We start from the raw sequence: 19,115 nt of genomic DNA, 5'->3' as shown, positions 1-19,115 counted from the left end.
ATGTCAAAATATAATTGGGATGAAAAGCATATCATCACCTTTCCTGAAGAGAAAGTGGCCCTCTCAACTAAGGATTTACATGTTTACTACGGTAAAAATGAATCTATTAAGGGCATCGATATGCAATTTGAAAAAAATAAAATTACTGCCTTAATTGGCCCTTCTGGTTCAGGAAAATCAACCTACCTTCGCAGTCTCAACCGTATGAATGATACCATTGATATGGCTAAGGTAACAGGTCAAATTCTCTATCAAGGGATTGATGTTAACCGTCCAGAAATCAACGTTTATGAAATGCGTAAGCACATTGGAATGGTCTTCCAACGACCAAATCCCTTTGCCAAGTCTATCTACCGCAATATCACTTTTGCCCATGAACGTGCAGGAGTTAAGGACAAGCAAGTCTTGGATGAAATTGTGGAAACCTCTCTTCGTCAGGCTGCCCTCTGGGATCAGGTCAAAGATGATTTGCACAAGTCAGCCTTGACCCTATCAGGTGGTCAGCAGCAACGTCTCTGTATCGCTCGTGCTATCTCTGTTAAACCAGATATCCTCTTGATGGATGAGCCGGCATCAGCCTTGGATCCGATTGCGACAGCCCAGCTGGAAGAAACAATGTTGGAATTGAAGAAGGACTTTACCATCATCATCGTGACCCACAGTATGCAGCAGGCTGCGCGTGCTAGTGATTACACAGGATTTTTCTACTTGGGTGACTTGATTGAGTACGATAAGACCGCTAATATTTTCCAAAATGCCAAACTACAGTCAACCAATGACTACGTAACAGGACACTTTGGATAGAAAGGAAACAGTATGACAGAAGCGATTTTACAGGTATCAGACCTGTCCGTTTACTACAATCAAAAAAAGGCCTTGAATAGTGTTTCCCTATCTTTCCAACCTAAGGAAATTACAGCTTTGATCGGTCCATCTGGATCAGGAAAATCAACCCTCCTAAAGGCTATCAACCGCATGGGGGATCTCAATCCAGAGGTAACCACAACTGGTTCAGTGGTATACAACGGCCACAATATCTACAGTCCACGTACAGATACAGTTGAATTGCGGAAGGAAATTGGTATGGTTTTCCAACAACCAAACCCCTTCCCTATGTCTATTTACGAAAATGTTGTTTATGGGCTTCGTATCAATGGAGTGAAGGATAAGCAGGTGCTGGATGAAGCAGTAGAAAAAGCCCTACAACGAGCTTCTATCTGGGATGAGGTCAAGGATCGCCTACATGATTCAGCTATCGGGCTTTCAGGTGGACAACAACAACGTGTCTGTGTTGCCCGTGTCTTGGCAACCAGTCCTAAAATCATTCTCTTGGATGAACCGACTTCAGCCTTGGACCCTATCTCGGCTGGTAAGATTGAGGAAACCTTGTATGGTCTAAAAGCTAAATACACCATGCTCTTGGTTACGCGTTCTATGCAACAAGCCTCTCGTATCTCTGACAAGACAGGATTTTTCCTAGATGGAGATTTGATTGAGTTTAACGATACCAAGAAGATGTTCCTCAACCCACAACACAAGGAAACAGAAGATTATATTTCAGGAAAATTTGGATAAGGAGATAAATGATGTTACGTTCTCAATTTGAAGAAGATTTAGAGAAATTGCACAACCAGTTCTATGCTATGGGACAAGAAGTGCTATCCCAAATCAATCGTACGGTGCGTGCCTTTGTTACGCATGACCGCGATTTGGCCAAGGAAGTCATCGAAGACGATGCAGAAGTAAACGAATACGAAGTGAAATTGGAGAAGAAATCATTTGAAATGATTGCCCTTCAACAACCCGTTTCTCAGGACTTGCGTACTGTTCTAACAGTCTTGAAGGCTGTATCAGACTTGGAACGTATGGGGGACCATGCTGTTTCCATTGCAAGAGCAGCCATTCGTATGAAGGGGGAGCAACGTATCCCAGCTGTTGAAGAAGAAATCAAGAGAATGGGTCGCGATGTCAAGAACTTCGTCGAAGCAGCCCTTGAACTCTATCTGAATGGTTCAGTAGACCAGGCCTATGAAGTAGCAGCCATGGATGAAAAAATCAACCATTACTTTGATAGCATTCGTGATTTGGCTACAGAAGAAATTAAGAAAAATCCTGATGCTATCGTTACAGGCCGTGATTATTTCCAAGTGATTGCCTTCTTGGAACGTATTGGAGACTATGCCAAAAATATCTGTGAATGGGTTGTTTACTTTGAAACAGGTAAGATTGTCGAACTATAAAATAGATTCATTATGTATAAAAAGGAGCTCGAAATCAACTGACAGCTCCTTTTTTGAATGAAAAAAATATTTTTAAGATAAAAATTCAAAAAACACTTGACAAGTAAGTTGTATAGAGTTATAATTATACAAAATTAACAGAGAGGTTGTTTATTTATGAAATCAAAAAAATGGATATTTGTTTTATGTAGTTTTCTTGCAAGTTTCTTCTTAGTAGCTTGCCAATCGGATTCTAATGCTTCTCAGTCAGCTGTTGAAGCCATTAAGCAAAAAGGGAAATTAGTTGTGGCGACTAGTCCTGACTATGCACCTTTTGAATTTCAGTCTTTGGTTGACGGGAAAAATCAGGTAGTTGGTGCGGATATTGACATGGCTCAGGCTATTGCTGATGAACTTGGGGTTAAGTTGGAAATCTCAAGCATGAGTTTTGATAATGTTTTGACTAGTCTTCAGACTGGTAAGGCTGACCTAGCAGTTGCAGGAATTAGCGCTACTGATGAGAGAAAAGAAGTTTTTGATTTTTCAATCCCTTACTATGAAAACAAGATTAGTTTCTTGGTTCGTAAGGCCGATGTAGAAAAATACAAGGATTTAACTAGCCTTGAGAGTGCTAATATTGCAGCCCAAAAAGGAACTGTTCCAGAATCAATGGTCAAGGAACAATTGCCAAAAGCACAGCTGACTTCCCTAACCAATATGGGAGAAGCTGTCAATGAATTGCAAGCTGGAAAAGTAGATGCTGTTCACATGGATGAGCCTGTTGCCCTTAGTTATGCTGCTAAAAACGCGGACCTAGCTGTCGCAACTGTCAGCTTGAAGATGAAGGACGGTGAAGCTAATGCAGTTGCCCTTAGAAAAAATAGTGCTGATTTGAAAGATGTGGTGGATAAGGTTATCCAAAAACTTAAGGATGACGGTACCTACCAAAAATATCTTGAAAAGGCGGCAACCTTAACAGAAGTTGAAGAATAATACTCAATGAAAATCAAAGAGCAAACTAGGAAGCTAGCCGCAAGCTGTACTTGAGTACGGTAAGGCGACGCTGACGTGGTTTGAATTTGATTTTCGAAGAGTATAAGAAAAAAGCAGAGTTGGAAGTCAATCCAATTCTGCTTTTAAATAGTTTAAAACATTTTCCAGATTGTCTAAGGATACTTTGGCAAATTGGTAAGGGCAGGTACCCAAGTAGGCCTCTTCAAAGAAGTCCAAGCCAAGTTGGCTATGTTTGAGACTGGCAATTTTAGGATACTCTCGCAGATCAAGCAATAAACCATCGTGAAGCGGGAAATGAGGAAGGTGACAAGGATATTTAGCTAACCTTTCCTCGATTTGTTTTTGGTAGTCTTCCTGATTGGACAAGCGAGCTAGGCGGTTTTTCTCAAACAGTTGACTGTCGATATAGAGTGACAGGGCCTTTTGCATGATGAGGTTGCTGTCGTAATCTAGGATATTTTTGTAGGCCACAAAGGCTTCTTTGATAGCATTTGGAAGAATGAGTGCCGTTATCCGCAGGGCTGGAAAGAGGCTGGTTGAGAAGGACTTGATATAAATGACGCGCTCCTCTGTATCTAGATAGTGGAAGGTCTGGCCCTTTTTAGAGTCCAAATCCCCCAGATAGTCGTCCTCTACTATATAGACTCCATACTTGGCAGCTAAGTCAAGAATAGCCCGTTTGTCCTGCTCAGAATAGGAATGTCCCAGAGGATAGTGAAAACGAGGAATGGTATAGAAAAACTTAATTTTTCCTGTTTTGAAGTGGCTTTCCAGCTCCTCTAAGTCAATCCCATCAATGCCTCGTTCAATCGTTTGATAGTCCAGACCTTGAGCAATCAAGAGGCGATTCATCCGATGGTAGGTTGGCTGTTCTACCAAGATTTCCTTGACTTGGCTAGGAAAGGATATTTGAGAAAGGATAAACAAGGCTTGCTGGGTTCCAGAAGTCAGTACAAGTTGATCAGCCTTGCAGTAGAGAGCTTGGTTAAAGAGGAGTTTATGAATGGATTGTCTTAAGTCTTCTAATCCTTCTTGGTTGTCATAGTAGTTGAAGAGGTAGTTTTCCCGGCCAATCAAGGTTTCATTGATACAGAGTCGGAAATCGTCATAGGCACTGGCATGTTCGTCGGTAACCTCGATTTCAAGGTCTTGATGTTGCCCTTGTTCTAATACATAGTAGCCACTCTGGGGCTTGGCATAGAGGTATTGTTCGTGCCGTAATTCCAGCAGGGCTCGTTGGACAGTATCCTTGCTACAGTGAAAGTCAAGGCTCAGTTGACGGATAGAAGGCAGTCGGCTACCCGTCGGAAAACGTCCAGACTCGATACCATTTTTTAGATAGGATACGACCTCTTGGTATTTGCTTTGTTTCTTCATTCCAGACCTCCCTTGATTTTGTTACATTGTACCTTTTTTTTTCTTTCTTGGCAATGTATAGAGTGTTTCTCTCGTTCACATATAAAGCTAAATGTGGTATACTTAGGAGTAACATTTATAGAATAACAGACAAGAAAGTGAATGGATAAGAACGTGCAGGAACCAGTGAAATTATTTCAATACAATACCCTAGGAGCCTTGATGGCCGGCCTTTATGGTGGTACCATGACAGTAGGAGAATTGCTAGAGCATGGTGACCTTGGTTTGGGGACCTTGGATTCCATTGATGGGGAATTAATTGTCTTGGATGGTAAGGCTTATCAGGCCAAAGGATCAGGAGATCAGCCAGAAATTGTGGAAGTATCACCAGATGCCCTTATTCCTTATGCAGCGGTAGTACCGCATCAGGCAGAGGTTATTTTCCGCCAGCGCTTTGAGATGACGGACAAGGAATTGGAGGAGCGAATTGAGTCTTATTATGACGGGGAAAATCTTTTCCGCTCTATCAAGATTCGTGGGGAATTTTCACATATGCATGTGCGAATGATTCCCAAGTCGACACCAGAGACCAAGTTTGCTGATGTTGCAACCCATCAGCCTGAATATCGTCGTGACAATGTCGCAGGAACCATCGTTGGTTTCTGGACGCCAGAGATTTTCCATGGAGTTAGTGTGGCAGGCTATCATCTACACTTCATCTCAGATGATTTGACCTTCGGTGGGCATGTCATGGACTTTGTCATCAAGGAAGGGATTATCGAGGTGGGAGCGGTTGACCAGTTGGACCAACGTTTTCCAGTCCAAGATCGTCAATACTTGTTTGCCAAGTTCAATGTTGACGAGATGAAAAAAGATATTGAAAAGGCAGAATAGGAGAAGAAAATGACCATTCATATTATCATCACCATGGTGCTGTTACTAGCTTTATTGCTAGGGAGCATTTGGTATGCCAAAAAGAAATACCAGATCAATCTAGCTGTCTTGGGCTTGGGGGCTGTCGCCTTCTTTGTCTCTTCACAGATTTTGGAAAAACTGGTACATGTCGTGGTTTTGCATCCTCAAAAAGACGGTAGTATTGCCCTCTTGCAAGATCATCCGCTTGTCTATATCATCTATGGCCTAGCCATGGCAGCATTTTTTGAGGAAACTGCTCGTCTTGTTTTCTTCAAATGGTTGGAGAAAAAGAGAAACTTGGAAAAATCAGATGCCCTTGCTTATGGGCTGGGTCATGGTGGCTTAGAACTGATTTTCCTAGGTATTACCAGTTTGATAAATCTTTACATCGTGCTCTCAGCAGTTCAAACTCAGAATCCACAGGTCATGCAATTGCTATCTGAAAATATGTTGAAAACTATTCAGTCACTATCAGTCTGGCAGATTTATTTGCTTGGTTTTGAGAGAATCTTGGCGCTAGGTTTCCAATTACTCTTGACTGTTTGGGTTTACCAAGCTGTTCGCCAGAAGAAATGGATTTATCTCCTAGCGGCCTATGGCCTACATGCCTTCTTTGACCTGGCACCATCTCTAGTCCAAGTTGGCTGGTTGACAAGTCCAGTCTTGGTGGAAGTAATCCTAGCACTGGAGCTCGTTTTGGTTGCCTATGGAACCAAGGCAATCTTTTGCAAAAAATCATAAGAAAAAAGAGGGGAACCTCTTTTTTTGTGCAAAAACCAAACAAGGTCTTTTTATGGTCGTCAAATGGTCTTAAAAATGGTATAATGGAATGAATTTTGTAAAAGGAAGAGTGTCATGTCAGTAAAAGAGAAAATGCTTGAAATCTTAGAAGGGATTGATATCCGTTTCAAGGAACCCTTGCATAGCTATAGTTATACAAAAGTAGGTGGAGAGGCCGATTATTTGGTCTTTCCACGAAATCGTTTTGAGTTGGCTCGCGTTGTCAAATTTGCCAATCAAGAGAATATTCCTTGGATGGTGCTTGGGAATGCTAGCAATATCATCGTTCGTGATGGTGGGATTCGTGGATTTGTCATCTTGTGTGACAAGCTCAATAATGTTTCTGTTGATGGCTATACTATTGAAGCAGAAGCTGGTGCTAACTTGATTGAGACAACTCGAATTGCCCTTCGTCATAGCTTGACTGGTTTTGAGTTTGCTTGTGGTATTCCTGGAAGTGTCGGTGGTGCTGTTTTTATGAATGCGGGTGCCTATGGTGGCGAAATTGCTCACATCTTACAGTCTTGTAAGGTCTTGACCAAGGATGGAGAAATCGAGACCCTGTATGCAAAAGACTTGGCTTTCGGTTACCGCCATTCAGCCATTCAAGACTCTGGTGCAGTTGTCTTATCAGCTAAATTTGCCCTTGCTCCAGGAAGCCATCAGGTTATCAAGCAAGAAATGGATCGTTTGACGCATCTACGTGAACTCAAGCAACCTTTAGAATATCCATCTTGTGGTTCGGTCTTTAAGCGTCCTGTTGGTCATTTTGCAGGTCAATTAATTTCAGAAGCTGGCTTGAAAGGCTATCGTATTGGTGGAGTAGAAGTCTCAGAAAAGCACGCAGGTTTTATGATTAATGTTGCTGACGGAACGGCTAAAGATTACGAGGACTTGATTGAGTCTGTTATCGAAAAAGTCAAGGAACACTCTGGCGTTACTCTTGAGAGAGAAGTTCGTATCTTGGGTGAAAGCAAGTAGGAAGCTGTATTTGAAAAGCTGCTGCTATGTCATGGAAAGGGGGTGAAAGCCTATCGTCAGTGCAGAAGAATGTAGGCAGTTCAATCTCCTACACGAGGTAGTAGCGGCCTGACAGAGCCCTGATCTGTTAATCTATGAAAAAGAAGGAATAAATGACAATTGAAAAAACCAATTATTGAATTCAAAAACGTTTCTAAGGTTTTTGAAGACAGCAACACCAAGGTTCTCAAAGATATCAACTTTGAGTTGGAAGAAGGGAAGTTCTATACTCTTCTAGGCGCGTCTGGTTCAGGGAAATCAACTATCCTTAACATCATTGCAGGTTTGCTGGATGCGACGACAGGAGATATTTTACTGGACGGTGTCCGAATCAATGACATCCCAACCAACAAGCGAGACGTCCATACGGTCTTCCAATCCTATGCCTTGTTTCCACACATGAATGTGTTTGAAAATGTTGCCTTTCCGCTCCGCTTGCGTAAAATTGACAAGAAAGAAATCGAGCAACGCGTAGCGGAAGTTCTCAAGATGGTTCAGTTGGAAGGTTACGAAAAACGTTCCATTCGTAAACTCTCAGGAGGACAACGCCAGCGTGTGGCTATTGCCCGTGCCATTATCAACCAACCTCGTGTGGTTTTGTTGGACGAACCTTTGTCAGCGCTGGACTTGAAATTAAGAACAGATATGCAGTACGAATTGCGGGAACTGCAACAACGATTGGGCATTACCTTTGTCTTTGTCACTCACGATCAGGAAGAAGCCCTGGCCATGAGTGACTGGATTTTCGTTATGAATGATGGCGAGATTGTCCAGTCTGGAACGCCTGTGGACATCTACGATGAGCCAATTAACCACTTTGTTGCCACCTTTATCGGTGAGTCAAATATCTTGCCAGGTACCATGATTGAGGACTACTTGGTTGAGTTTAACGGCAAACGCTTTGAAGCGGTCGATGGTGGGATGAAGCCGAATGAACCTGTTGAGGTCGTGATTCGTCCAGAGGACTTACGGATTACCCTTCCTGAAGAAGGCAAGCTCCAAGTTAAGGTCGATACCCAGCTCTTCCGTGGGGTACACTATGAAATCATCGCCTATGACGAACTTGGAAATGAATGGATGATCCACTCAACCCGTAAGGCCATCGTGGGTGAGGAGATCGGTCTGGACTTTGAACCAGAAGACATCCATATCATGCGTCTCAACGAAACTGAAGAAGAGTTCGATGCTCGTATTGAGGAGTACGTAGAAATCGAAGAGCAAGAAGCAGGTCTAATCAATGCAATCGAGGAGGAAAGAGATGAAGAAAACAAGCTCTAAACTCTTTGTAGTGCCCTACATGCTCTGGATTGCCCTCTTTGTCCTCGCACCCTTGGTCTTGATTTTCGGACAATCCTTTTTTAATATTGAAGGCCAGTTTAGTTTAGAAAATTATAAGTCTTACTTTGCGTCACAAAACTTGACCTACCTAAAAATGAGTTTCAACTCAGTGCTTTATGCAGGAATTGTGACCTTTGTAACCCTGCTTATCAGCTATCCAACAGCCCTCTTTTTGACCCGTCTCAAGCACCGTCAACTCTGGCTCATGCTGATTATCCTGCCTACCTGGATCAATTTGCTCCTTAAAGCCTATGCCTTTATTGGGATTTTTGGTCAAAATGGCTCTATTAACCAATTCCTTGAATTTATCGGAATCGGTTCGCAACAGTTGCTCTTTACCGATTTCTCCTTTATCTTTGTCGCAAGCTACATCGAGCTTCCCTTTATGATATTGCCGATTTTCAATGTCTTGGACGATATGGATAACAACCTCATCAATGCCAGCTACGATCTTGGTGCGACCAAATGGGAGACCTTCCGTCATGTCATCTTCCCTCTGTCTATGAACGGCGTGCGAAGTGGAGTTCAGTCGGTCTTTATTCCAAGCTTGAGTCTCTTCATGCTGACCCGTTTGATTGGTGGGAACCGTGTTATTACTCTGGGAACGGCTATTGAACAGAATTTCCTGACCAATGACAACTACGGTATGGGTTCAACCATCGGTGTGATTCTCATTCTGACCATGTTCATCACCATGTGGGTGACCAAGGAAAGGAGAGAACGATGAAAAAATTTGCCAATCTATATCTAGGACTGGTCTTTCTTGTCCTCTACCTGCCTATCTTTTACTTGATTGGTTACGCCTTTAACGCAGGCAACGACATGAATAGCTTTACAGGCTTTAGCTTGAGCCATTTTAAAACCATGTTTGGCGATGGTCGTCTTATGTTGATTGTGACTCAGACCTTTTTCTTGGCCTTCCTTTCAGCCTTGATAGCGACCATTATCGGGACTTTTGGAGCTATTTACATCTACCAGTCTCGTAAGAAATACCAAGAAGCCTTTCTTTCACTCAATAATATCCTCATGGTTGCGCCCGATGTTATGATTGGTGCCAGCTTCTTGATTCTCTTTACCCAACTCAAGTTTTCACTTGGCTTTTTGACCGTTCTTTCTAGTCATGTGGCCTTTTCCATTCCTATCGTGGTCTTGATGGTCTTGCCTCGTCTTAAGGAAATGAATGGCGACATGATTCATGCGGCCTATGACTTGGGAGCCAGTCAATTTCAGATGTTTAAGGAAATCATGCTTCCTTATCTGACTCCGTCTATCATTGCAGGTTATTTCATGGCCTTCACCTATTCGCTAGATGACTTTGCCGTGACCTTCTTTGTAACGGGAAATGGCTTTTCAACCCTATCAGTCGAGATATACTCTCGTGCTCGTAAGGGGATTTCGCTAGAAATCAATGCCCTGTCTGCCCTTGTCTTTCTCTTTAGTATTATCCTGGTTGTTGGGTATTACTTTATCTCACGTGAGAAGGAGGAGCAAGCATGAAAAAACTCTATTCATTTTTAGCAGGAATCGTAGCCATTATCCTCGTCTTATGGGGAATTGCGACGCATCTAGACAGTAAAATCAATAGCCGAGATAGTCAAAAACTGGTCATTTACAACTGGGGTGATTATATCGATCCTGAACTCTTGGAGAAATTCACAGAAGAAACAGGAATCCAAGTCCAGTACGAGACTTTTGACTCCAATGAAGCCATGTATACCAAGATCAAGCAGGGTGGAACGACCTACGATATTGCTATCCCTAGTGAATACATGATTAACAAGATGAAGGACGAAGACCTCTTGGTACCGCTTGACTATTCAAAACTTGAAGGTCTTGAAAATATCGGACCAGAGTTCCTCAACCAGTCCTTTGACCCAGGCAATAAATTCTCCATTCCTTACTTCTGGGGAACCTTGGGAATTGTCTACAATGAAACCATGGTAGATGAGGCGCCTGAGCATTGGGATGACCTCTGGAAGCCAGAGTATAAGAACTCTATCATGCTCTTTGATGGGGCGCGTGAGGTGCTGGGACTCGGACTAAATTCCCTCGGCTACAGCCTCAACTCCAAGGATACCCAGCAGTTGGAAGAGACAGTTGATAAGCTCTACAAACTGACTCCAAATATCAAGGCTATTGTGGCGGATGAGATGAAGGGCTACATGATCCAGAACAATGCTGCTATCGGTGTGACCTTCTCTGGTGAAGCCAGCCAAATGCTAGAAAAAAATGAAAATCTACGCTATGTGGTGCCGACTGAGGCCAGCAACCTTTGGTTTGACAATATGGTTATACCAAAAACAGTCAAAAACCAAGATGCAGCCTATGCCTTTATCAACTTTATGTTGAAACCCGAAAATGCTCTCAAAAATGCGGAGTATGTCGGCTATTCAACACCAAACCTACCAGCTAAGGAATTGCTCCCAGAGGAGAAAAAAGAAGATAAAGCCTTCTATCCAGATGCTGAAACCATGAAACACCTAGAAGTTTATGAGAAATTTGACCATAAATGGACAGGCAAATATAGCGACCTCTTCCTACAGTTTAAAATGTATCGGAAGTAGGAGTAGAACGTAAGAAAACGAATCAGTTAGAGCTGGTTCGTTTTTTAAAAAATAGAAGGCAATTTTTTAACTGTATATTTTTCTATTCTGGTTGCTTATTTTTTAGCCCAGTAGTATACTAAGTTTAACCTTACAGAAAGCGGTAACAAACAATGGAAATGTCTACTTTTTTCAAAAAAAGTTTCTGGCCAACCTTTTTGACTGTTCAGCAAACATATATACTATTTTATCTAAAGGATGGTTTGGATCGACAATACCTAACAACTGATTCCATACATTTGGTGATAGGGTTCTTTATATTTGCAAATATTTTCGTAGCTATCTTTAACAATTCAAAACTTTGGAATAAAAGTTGGGATAAAAAGAGTGATAGTAGTAAGAAAAAATATGTTCTGAAAAAGTAATCTGAGATGTAGGAAATGGGTTATTAAATGGGTATCATTTCCAGTTGACGCAGACTTTAAAAAACGTTATAATAAGAAAGTTGAGAATTGATTTTCAGTTGTCTTAGTCCAGAGAAATGGCGGTGCTGCGAGCCATCTAAGCTAGAAAGTCATGCTACTCAATCATACAATTGCATAAGAATAAGAGAATGACAAGTTCATTGAATGAAGGTGGTACCGCGGTTTTTCGCCCTTCGTGATATGAGCTTGTCTTTTAATTTTTGGAGGTGTTGATGAAAACATTTCTTGTCAAACAAAAGTTTCGTCTTGGAGGCGAACGCTTCGCTATCAAGGATGACAGGGGAGAAATCGCCTATCAGGTAGAGGGATCATTTTTTTAAGATTCCCAAAACTTTTACCATCTATGATGCGACTGGTGAACAAGTTAGTCAGATCAGTAAAGAAATCTTGACCTTGCTTCCTCGTTTTGAGATTCAGCTTTGGGATGGCTCGAGTTTTGTCATTCGTAAGAAGTTGACCTTCTGGCGAGATAAGTATGAGTTTGATAATCTGGGGCTTCGTATCGAGGGCAATATCTGGGATTTGAATTTCAAACTACTGGATGATCGCGATCAGTTGATCGCGGAAATCAGGAAAGAACTCTTCCATCTGACCTCTACTTATAACGTAACAGTCCTTGAGGACGCTTATGCAGACCTAGTCATTTCCCTCTGTGTCGCGATTGACTATGTGGAAATGCTGGAAAGCCAATCAAATTAAACAAGTAATAAGGAGACAATATGAAACAACTATCTAGTGCACAAGTACGCCAAATGTGGCTTGATTTCTGGGCGACCAAAGGTCACTCAGTAGAACCATCAGTGAGCTTGGTTCCTGTAAATGACCCTACACTTTTGTGGATCAACTCTGGGGTAGCAACCCTTAAGAAATACTTTGACGGGACCATCATTCCTGAAAATCCACGTATTACCAATGCCCAAAAGGCTATCCGTACCAACGATATCGAAAATGTAGGGAAGACTGCACGTCACCATACCATGTTTGAAATGTTGGGGAACTTCTCTATCGGTGATTACTTCCGTGATGAAGCTATCACTTGGGCTTATGAGCTTTTGACAAGCCCTGAATGGTTTGACTTCCCTGCTGAAAAACTGTACATGACCTACTATCCAGATGATAAAGATTCTTACAACCGCTGGATTGAAGTGGGAGTGGATCCAAGTCATTTGATTCCAATCGAGGATAACTTCTGGGAAATCGGTGCGGGACCTTCTGGACCAGATACAGAGATTTTCTTTGACCGTGGAGAAGCTTTTGACCCAGAAAATATCGGTATTCGTTTACTTGCAGAAGATATTGAAAACGACCGTTATATCGAAATCTGGAATATCGTTTTGTCACAATTTAACGCAGACCCTGCTGTTCCTCGTAGCGAATACAAGGAATTGCCACACAAGAACATTGATACGGGCGCTGGTTTGGAGCGTTTGGTAGCGGTTATCCAAGATGCTAAGACTAACTTTGAAACGGACCTCTTCATGCCAATCATTCGTGAAGTGGAGAAATTGTCTGGTAAGGTTTATGACCAAGATGGCGACAACATGAGCTTTAAGGTCATCGCTGACCACATCCGTTCACTTTCATTTGCCATCGGGGATGGTGCCCTTCCTGGAAATGAAGGTCGTGGTTACGTCCTTCGTCGTCTTCTCCGTCGTGCTTCTATGCATGGTCAAAAATTGGGAATCAACGAGCCTTTCCTTTACAAACTCGTTCCAACTGTTGGAAAAATCATGGAAAGCTACTACCCAGAAGTGCTTGAAAAACGTGACTTTATCGAAAAAATCGTTAAGAGCGAAGAAGAGTCATTTGCTCGTACCCTTCACTCTGGTCAACACTTTGCCCAAGGCATTGTAGCTGATTTGAAAGAAAAAGGTCAATCTGTCATTGCTGGTTCAGATGTATTTAAACTTTACGACACTTATGGATTCCCAGTTGAATTGACTGAAGAAATCGCTGAAGAAGCTGGCATGACTGTAGACCGTGAAGGATTTGAAGCAGCCATGAAAGAACAGCAAGAACGTGCGCGTGCGTCAGCTGTCAAGGGTGGCTCAATGGGGATGCAAAATGAAACCCTTCAAAACATCACTGTAGAAAGTGTCTTCAACTACAATGCTAGCCAATTATCTTCTAAATTGGTGGCTATCGTAGCGGATAATGCAGAAGTAGAAGCTGTAGCAGAAGGAATTGCCTCTCTTATCTTTGCAGAAACACCATTCTACGCTGAAATGGGTGGACAGGTCGCTGACCACGGACAAATCTTGGATGAGTCAGGTAAGGTCGTGGCTACTGTGACCAATGTTCAAAAAGCACCAAACGGACAAGCACTACATACAGTTGAAGTCCTTGCACCACTTGCCTTGAACCAAGAATATACCTTGGCAATCGATACAAATCGTCGTCACCGTGTCATGAAAAACCACACAGCGACTCACTTGCTTCACGCTGCCCTTCATAATATCCTTGGAAACCACGCAACACAAGCAGGGTCTCTTAACGAAGTAGAATTTCTTCGTTTTGACTTTACCCACTTCCAAGCAGTAACTGCTGAGGAACTTCGTGCAATTGAACAGCAAGTCAATGAGAAAATCTGGGAAGCTCTTGAAGTGAAGACAGTTGAAACGGATATTGACACTGCCAAAGAAATGGGTGCTATGGCTCTCTTTGGTGAGAAATACGGTAAAGAAGTCCGTGTTGTTACTATCGGTGACTACTCTATCGAGCTTTGTGGTGGTACCCACGTTGGCAACACTTCTGAAATCGGTCTTTTCAAGATTGTCAAAGAAGAAGGGATTGGCTCAGGAACTCGCCGTATCTTGGCGGTAACTGGTAAGGAAGCCTTTGAAGCCTACCGTGAACAAGAAGACGCTCTTAAAGCTGTTGCAGCAACCTTGAAAGCACCTCAACTTAAGGAAGTTCCTCACAAGGTAGAAGGACTTCAAGAACAACTTCGTCAATTGCAAAAAGAAAATGCTGAGTTGAAAGAAAAGGCCGCAGCTGCAGCTGCAGGCGACATCTTCAAGGATGTGAAGGAAGTCAACGGTCACCGTTACATTGCTAGTCAAGTATCTGTATCTGACGCTGGTGCCCTTCGTACTTTTGCGGATAACTGGAAACAAAAAGACTACTCTGATCTTCTTGTCCTAGTTGCTGCTATCGGTGACAAGGTCAATGTCCTTGTAGCAAGTAAGACAAAAGACCTTCATGCAGGAAACCTTGTCAAAGAATTGGCACCAATCGTCGATGGACGTGGTGGTGGTAAACCAGACATGGCCATGGCAGGAGGAAGCAACCAAGCTAAGATCCAAGAATTGTTGGATTCAGTAGCAGGTAAATTGTAAGATAATAAAGATCTATCCACTTGGGTAGGTCTTTTTGTGAATACAAAAAAACCAAATCCGCTTGGATCTGGCTTGATGATTATAAGCTATTAGATAGTATTGGCTGCCCAGACACTTACCGAAGCAGCTGAGACAGGGAATTGTCCATAACCTTCCTCATCGATGATAACTTGAGCTTGGTGGTTTTCAAGTAGATCTACAAAGGTTTGGTTAGCCCATTCTTGGCCGATAAACATTGATTTGCTGTTTTCTTGGTCATTTGAGATGAGAACTGCGATTGGGGATTGATTTTCAGCACCTGAACGTACCCAACCGATACAGTTAGGATCATCAAAGTAGTCATTTTGTTCTCCATAGGCCAAGTCTTTTCGGATGGCTAGGAGGCGGTCAAGGACTTCTTTGAAATCTTGTTGAGCATACTGCCCTGAAATCCCATAGTAGTCGCCGTAAAAGACACATGGAAGGCCATTTTGGCGTAACAGAATGAGGGCATAGGCTGCTGGTTTGAACCATTCTTCAACAGTCGATTCAAGGGCTTGTCCTCGTTGGGTATCATGGTTGTCGACAAAGGTCACAGCCTTATCAGGCTTGAGTTCAACCAAGCTATCTGTGAAAATACCACGAAGGTCATAGTTTGCGCCAGCTTGACTGGCTTCAAAGAGATTCTGGTGTAGACGAACATCGACAAGGTCAAAGCGTTCTTCCGTTTTTTCAAGATAGTCCAGATTGGCTTCCTTGTCAGGATTCCAGAATTCACCAAAAACATAGAAATCGTCACCGTATCTTTCCTTCATATCTCGGATGAAATTGCGCATGAAGAAAGAGTCAATGTGCTTAACGGCATCCAAGCGGAAACCAGCTACACCAGTTGTCTCCATGAACCATTCAGCCCAGTCATAGATATTTTGAATGACTTCAGGATGTTTAAAGTCTAGGTCGGCATACATGAGGTAGTCATAGTTTCCGTTTTCGTTATCGACCAATTCCTCATTTGCCCAGCCTTTATTGTCACCTTGGATCAGATAAATCCCAGACTTACGGCGTTTGGCATCATAGTCTGTACCTGTGAAGTGGTACCAGTGCCAGTGGAAGTCATTGTAGGTATCTTGGCGACCATCGAAGGTAAAGCTAGTCCAGCCATTGATGGTGAAGGGTTCTCCAAGTTCAACCGTACGGTCTACAGGGTCTACTTCGATAACCTGAAAGGCTTCCATGTGATCGGCTGCAGCCTTGTGGTTGAGTACCACATCGGCCATAGGCTGGATTCCCTGTGCTTTTAGGGCTTGAATAGCTTGAAGATAGTCTTCTTTGAAACCATACTTGGTACGGACTGTCCCTTTTTGGTTGAACTCTCCAAGGTCAAATAGGTCATAGACACCATAGCCGACATCTTTTTCATTGGTTGCCTTAAAAGCTGGTGGCATCCAGACATGACTAATACCGAGATTAGCAAGGTGTTGAGCATCTTCAGCCAGACGCGTCCAGTGCTGGCCGTCATGGGGCAGATACCATTCAAAGTATTGCATGAGTGTTTGATTTTGCATGATGTTTCCTCTTACTTGTCAATCTTGTTCTTTATTCTATCATAAAGTATCGGTTAGCTCAAACGTTTGCGTAAAATAGAAGACATGTATTTCAACTATTCAAGATAAAGTGTTGATTTTTAAAATGAAAGCGCTATAATGATAGTGAATTACATAGATAAAGAGAGGAGATTTCTCATGATTGAATTTCAAAATGTTAGTAAGTTGTATGGTGATAAAGAGGCCTTGAGCAATCTCAATTTGCAGATTGAAAATGGAGAGATTATGGGCTTGATTGGCCATAATGGAGCTGGAAAATCGACCACCATAAAATCCTTAGTCAGTATTATTTCACCCAGCAGTGGTCGTATTTTGGTAGACGGTCAGGAGTTATCTGAAAATCGCTTGGCTATTAAACGAAAGATTGGCTACGTAGCAGACTCGCCTGACTTATTTTTACGCTTAACGGCCAATGAATTTTGGGAATTGATTGCCTCATCCTATGAGCTAACTAGCTCTGACTTGGAGGCTAGTCTAGCTAGGCTATTGAACGTTTTTGATTTTGCTGAAAACCGCTATCAGGTTATTGAAACCCTTTCTCACGGAATGCGTCAGAAAGTCTTTGTTATCGGAGCACTCTTGTCTGATCCTGATATTTGGGTCTTGGATGAACCCTTGACAGGTTTGGATCCCCAGGCTGCCTTTGATTTGAAGCAAATGATGAAGGAACATGCGCAAAAAGGTAAGACTGTCTTGTTTTCAACCCATGTCCTAGAGGTAGCCGAGCAAGTCTGTGATCGGATTGCTATTTTGAAAAAAGGGCATTTGATTTATTGTGGTAGCGTAGAGGACTTGAGAAAAGACCACCCAGACCAGTCTTTGGAAAGTATCTACCTTAGTCTTGCTGGTAGAAAAGAGGAGGTTGCGGATGCGTCTAAAGGTCATTAAAAAATTAGTTGATATCAATATCCTCTATTCATCTCAAGAAGCTAATCTGGCTAATCTACGAAAGAAGCAGGCTAAGAATCCTGGGAAAAAAGTAAATGTTTCCGCTAGAGTCCTAAGTTCTTACATTTTTTCTAGTCTCTTGATGCTTTTCATGTTTATAAATATAGCCTTTCGTTTTCCTTTTGAGGAAATGCCTGTTTATTTTAGCTTCATGGTTGCTATTTTACTAGTGATTGCCTTTTCAACTTCTTTAACAGCTTTTTACAATGTCTTTTATGAGAGTAAGGACCTAGTCTCCTATAGGCCCTATGCCTTTAAAGAATCAGAGATTATAATCGCTAAAGGACTGTCTGTCCTCTTGCCAGCTCTGCCTGGAATTGTACCAATCCTAGCTTATTTTCTAGTCCTCTATATTAGGCTAGCACCTTCTCTTTGGCTAGGCTTGCCTTTGATGCTACTGTCCTTGACCTTATTATTTGTCTCTGTTACTTTAGTGATGGTAGTGGCAGTACATTTCTTGGCTCAGACTAGGGTCTTCAGAAAGTATCAGTCTATTTTTTCGAATGTGATGATTGGGATAGGGGTTCTCATACCTTTAATATTTGTCTTCTTTCTACAGTCGACTTCTGGAGTTATAGTTGACAGAGTTAGAGACATTCCACCTCTTCTTTATCCTATTCATCTCTTTTACAAAATAGCAGTGGAGCCTTTTTCGAAAGAAGCCATCCTGGGTCTGCTCGCTTGGATAGGACTAACACTCTTCCTGCTTTACTTGAGCAAAAAGAAGGTTTTTCCTCGTTTTTATGACGTGATTCTGCTTAACAGTGAGGAGAAGGTCAAGAAAGAACGTCACAGTAAGGAGAGAATTTCAACTACTAAAAAGGGCTTTTTCCGTATGGTTTTACGCTACCACCTCACCCTCTTGGGACAGGGAACTGGCGTGATTACAGTGCTTTTTACAAGTGCTTTTCTTCCTTATCTCATGATGATCGGTCTGATTTCCAAAATTCGAGATTCTCAGATAGTTCCAGACATTCATCCTCCATACTGGTTACCCTTGTTTTTTATAGGATTGTTTATAGCAGTTGTCAATAACAATATCACCAGCCTGCCTTCAATTGCCTTGTCTTTAGAGAGGGAAAATGTTGATTTTCTAAAGAGTTTACCCTTTGACTTTGCTCGTTATGTGAAAGTGAAATTTTGGATTATCTTTGCTGTCCAGTCCTTTTTACCAATTCTGACTTTACTTGGTCTTTCTCTATATTTAGGTTTGCCCATCCTTTCGATGATTTACCTTCTTGTGGCATGGTTCCTTGCCAGTGTCATCCTTTCTTGCCACCATTACCTTAAGGACGTGAAAAATTTGTCAACCAATTGGAGTAACATTACGGACCTGGTGAACCGTTCAAATCGTATAGTAGCAATAGTTTTACTCTTAATTTATAGTGTTATCTTAATGATTTTAGTCATAGCAAGTTTGTTCTTGGTTCAGTCTCTCGCCTCTGTCCTTGCCATCAGCTTGGGAGTAGGAGCTCTTATCCTCTTACTTGGTCTTACTATTTTTGTCTATCATTACTACCTGTCACGCATATTGGCAGAAATAGAAAAAAGATGAGCTAGTTGGTCGTTTGCTTGA

17 protein-coding genes and 1 pseudogene are annotated in these 19,115 nt (G+C 42.2%); 16 read left to right on the top strand and 2 right to left on the bottom strand.

Annotation, left to right across the window (positions count from 1 at the left end; all coding sequences use genetic code 11):
* From pstB (OCF95_RS03210) to OCF95_RS03195, 4 genes are all read left to right on the top strand, one after another.
* Positions 1-804 carry a phosphate ABC transporter ATP-binding protein PstB gene (pstB, locus tag OCF95_RS03210; RefSeq protein ID WP_261104891.1) on the top strand — a complete coding sequence of 268 codons (804 nt, stop codon included), beginning with the start codon at positions 1-3 and terminating at the stop codon, positions 802-804.
* A gap of 12 nt (positions 805-816) precedes the next feature.
* Complete coding sequence (gene pstB / locus OCF95_RS03205; protein WP_261087728.1) at positions 817-1,575, top strand: phosphate ABC transporter ATP-binding protein PstB; 759 nt, start codon at positions 817-819, stop codon at positions 1,573-1,575.
* 11 nt (positions 1,576-1,586) lie between these two features.
* Complete coding sequence (gene phoU, locus OCF95_RS03200) at positions 1,587-2,240, top strand: phosphate signaling complex protein PhoU (RefSeq protein ID WP_000946460.1); 654 nt, start codon at positions 1,587-1,589, stop codon at positions 2,238-2,240.
* A 156-nt stretch (positions 2,241-2,396) separates the two neighbouring features.
* Entirely contained in the window at positions 2,397-3,212 is an 816-nt protein-coding gene (locus OCF95_RS03195; protein ID WP_261104890.1) for an ABC transporter substrate-binding protein, read from the top strand.
* A gap of 126 nt (positions 3,213-3,338) precedes the next feature.
* On the opposite strand, the gene OCF95_RS03190 is transcribed toward OCF95_RS03195, so the two are convergent.
* The gene (locus OCF95_RS03190; protein ID WP_261104889.1) at positions 3,339-4,610 is read right to left on the bottom strand and encodes an aminotransferase-like domain-containing protein; all 1,272 of its coding nucleotides are present in this window, start codon (positions 4,608-4,610) and stop codon (positions 3,339-3,341) included.
* A gap of 141 nt (positions 4,611-4,751) precedes the next feature.
* On the opposite strand from OCF95_RS03190, the gene budA reads away from it, so the two are divergent.
* The 10 genes and pseudogenes from budA to alaS all read left to right on the top strand — a co-directional run bounded on the left by budA (position 4,752) and on the right by alaS (position 15,008).
* Positions 4,752-5,483 (top strand): acetolactate decarboxylase, encoded by a 732-nt coding sequence (gene budA / locus OCF95_RS03185; protein ID WP_033681610.1) that lies wholly within the window; start codon positions 4,752-4,754, stop codon positions 5,481-5,483.
* Positions 5,484-5,492: 9 nt separating this feature from the next.
* Positions 5,493-6,245 (top strand): YhfC family intramembrane metalloprotease, encoded by a 753-nt coding sequence (locus OCF95_RS03180; protein WP_261104888.1) that lies wholly within the window; start codon positions 5,493-5,495, stop codon positions 6,243-6,245.
* 114 nt (positions 6,246-6,359) lie between these two features.
* Complete coding sequence (murB, locus tag OCF95_RS03175) at positions 6,360-7,265, top strand: UDP-N-acetylmuramate dehydrogenase (RefSeq protein WP_261082680.1); 906 nt, start codon at positions 6,360-6,362, stop codon at positions 7,263-7,265.
* A 159-nt stretch (positions 7,266-7,424) separates the two neighbouring features.
* A complete protein-coding gene (locus OCF95_RS03170; RefSeq protein WP_000742900.1) occupies positions 7,425-8,582 on the top strand; it encodes an ABC transporter ATP-binding protein in 1,158 nt (385 codons plus the stop codon).
* Entirely contained in the window at positions 8,563-9,369 is an 807-nt protein-coding gene (locus tag OCF95_RS03165; protein WP_000753801.1) for an ABC transporter permease, read from the top strand. Before OCF95_RS03170 ends, OCF95_RS03165 begins: the two co-directional genes overlap by 20 nt.
* Positions 9,366-10,139: an ABC transporter permease gene (locus OCF95_RS03160; protein WP_000712740.1), complete on the top strand. Its 774-nt coding sequence runs from the start codon at positions 9,366-9,368 to the stop codon at positions 10,137-10,139. The genes OCF95_RS03165 and OCF95_RS03160 overlap by 4 nt, the downstream gene beginning before the upstream one ends.
* Positions 10,136-11,206 (top strand): ABC transporter substrate-binding protein, encoded by a 1,071-nt coding sequence (locus tag OCF95_RS03155; protein ID WP_000737952.1) that lies wholly within the window; start codon positions 10,136-10,138, stop codon positions 11,204-11,206. The genes OCF95_RS03160 and OCF95_RS03155 overlap by 4 nt, the downstream gene beginning before the upstream one ends.
* Before the next feature lie 152 nt (positions 11,207-11,358).
* Positions 11,359-11,610: a hypothetical protein gene (locus OCF95_RS03150; protein WP_000426062.1), complete on the top strand. Its 252-nt coding sequence runs from the start codon at positions 11,359-11,361 to the stop codon at positions 11,608-11,610.
* 272 nt (positions 11,611-11,882) lie between these two features.
* Positions 11,883-12,369, top strand: a pseudogene (locus OCF95_RS03145) (LURP-one-related/scramblase family protein).
* 20 nt (positions 12,370-12,389) lie between these two features.
* A complete protein-coding gene (gene alaS, locus OCF95_RS03140; protein ID WP_261104887.1) occupies positions 12,390-15,008 on the top strand; it encodes an alanine--tRNA ligase in 2,619 nt (872 codons plus the stop codon).
* An 89-nt stretch (positions 15,009-15,097) separates the two neighbouring features.
* On the opposite strand, the gene OCF95_RS03135 is transcribed toward alaS, so the two are convergent.
* Positions 15,098-16,552 carry an alpha-amylase gene (locus OCF95_RS03135; protein WP_049499670.1) on the bottom strand — a complete coding sequence of 485 codons (1,455 nt, stop codon included), beginning with the start codon at positions 16,550-16,552 and terminating at the stop codon, positions 15,098-15,100.
* Between the two features lie 177 nt (positions 16,553-16,729).
* Here OCF95_RS03135 and OCF95_RS03130 point away from each other — a divergent pair, with 177 nt between their 5' ends.
* Both OCF95_RS03130 and OCF95_RS03125 read left to right on the top strand, forming a co-directional pair.
* Positions 16,730-17,479: an ABC transporter ATP-binding protein gene (locus OCF95_RS03130; protein WP_049499668.1), complete on the top strand. Its 750-nt coding sequence runs from the start codon at positions 16,730-16,732 to the stop codon at positions 17,477-17,479.
* The gene (locus OCF95_RS03125; protein WP_261104886.1) at positions 17,460-19,094 is read left to right on the top strand and encodes a hypothetical protein; all 1,635 of its coding nucleotides are present in this window, start codon (positions 17,460-17,462) and stop codon (positions 19,092-19,094) included. The genes OCF95_RS03130 and OCF95_RS03125 overlap by 20 nt, the downstream gene beginning before the upstream one ends.
* The last annotated feature ends 21 nt before the right edge of the window (positions 19,095-19,115 follow it).

Origin of the sequence: Streptococcus mitis, assembly GCF_946188615.1 — a bacterium.
Classification (GTDB): domain Bacteria; phylum Bacillota; class Bacilli; order Lactobacillales; family Streptococcaceae; genus Streptococcus; species Streptococcus mitis_BZ.
This window is presented reverse-complemented; position numbering and strand designations above follow the sequence as displayed.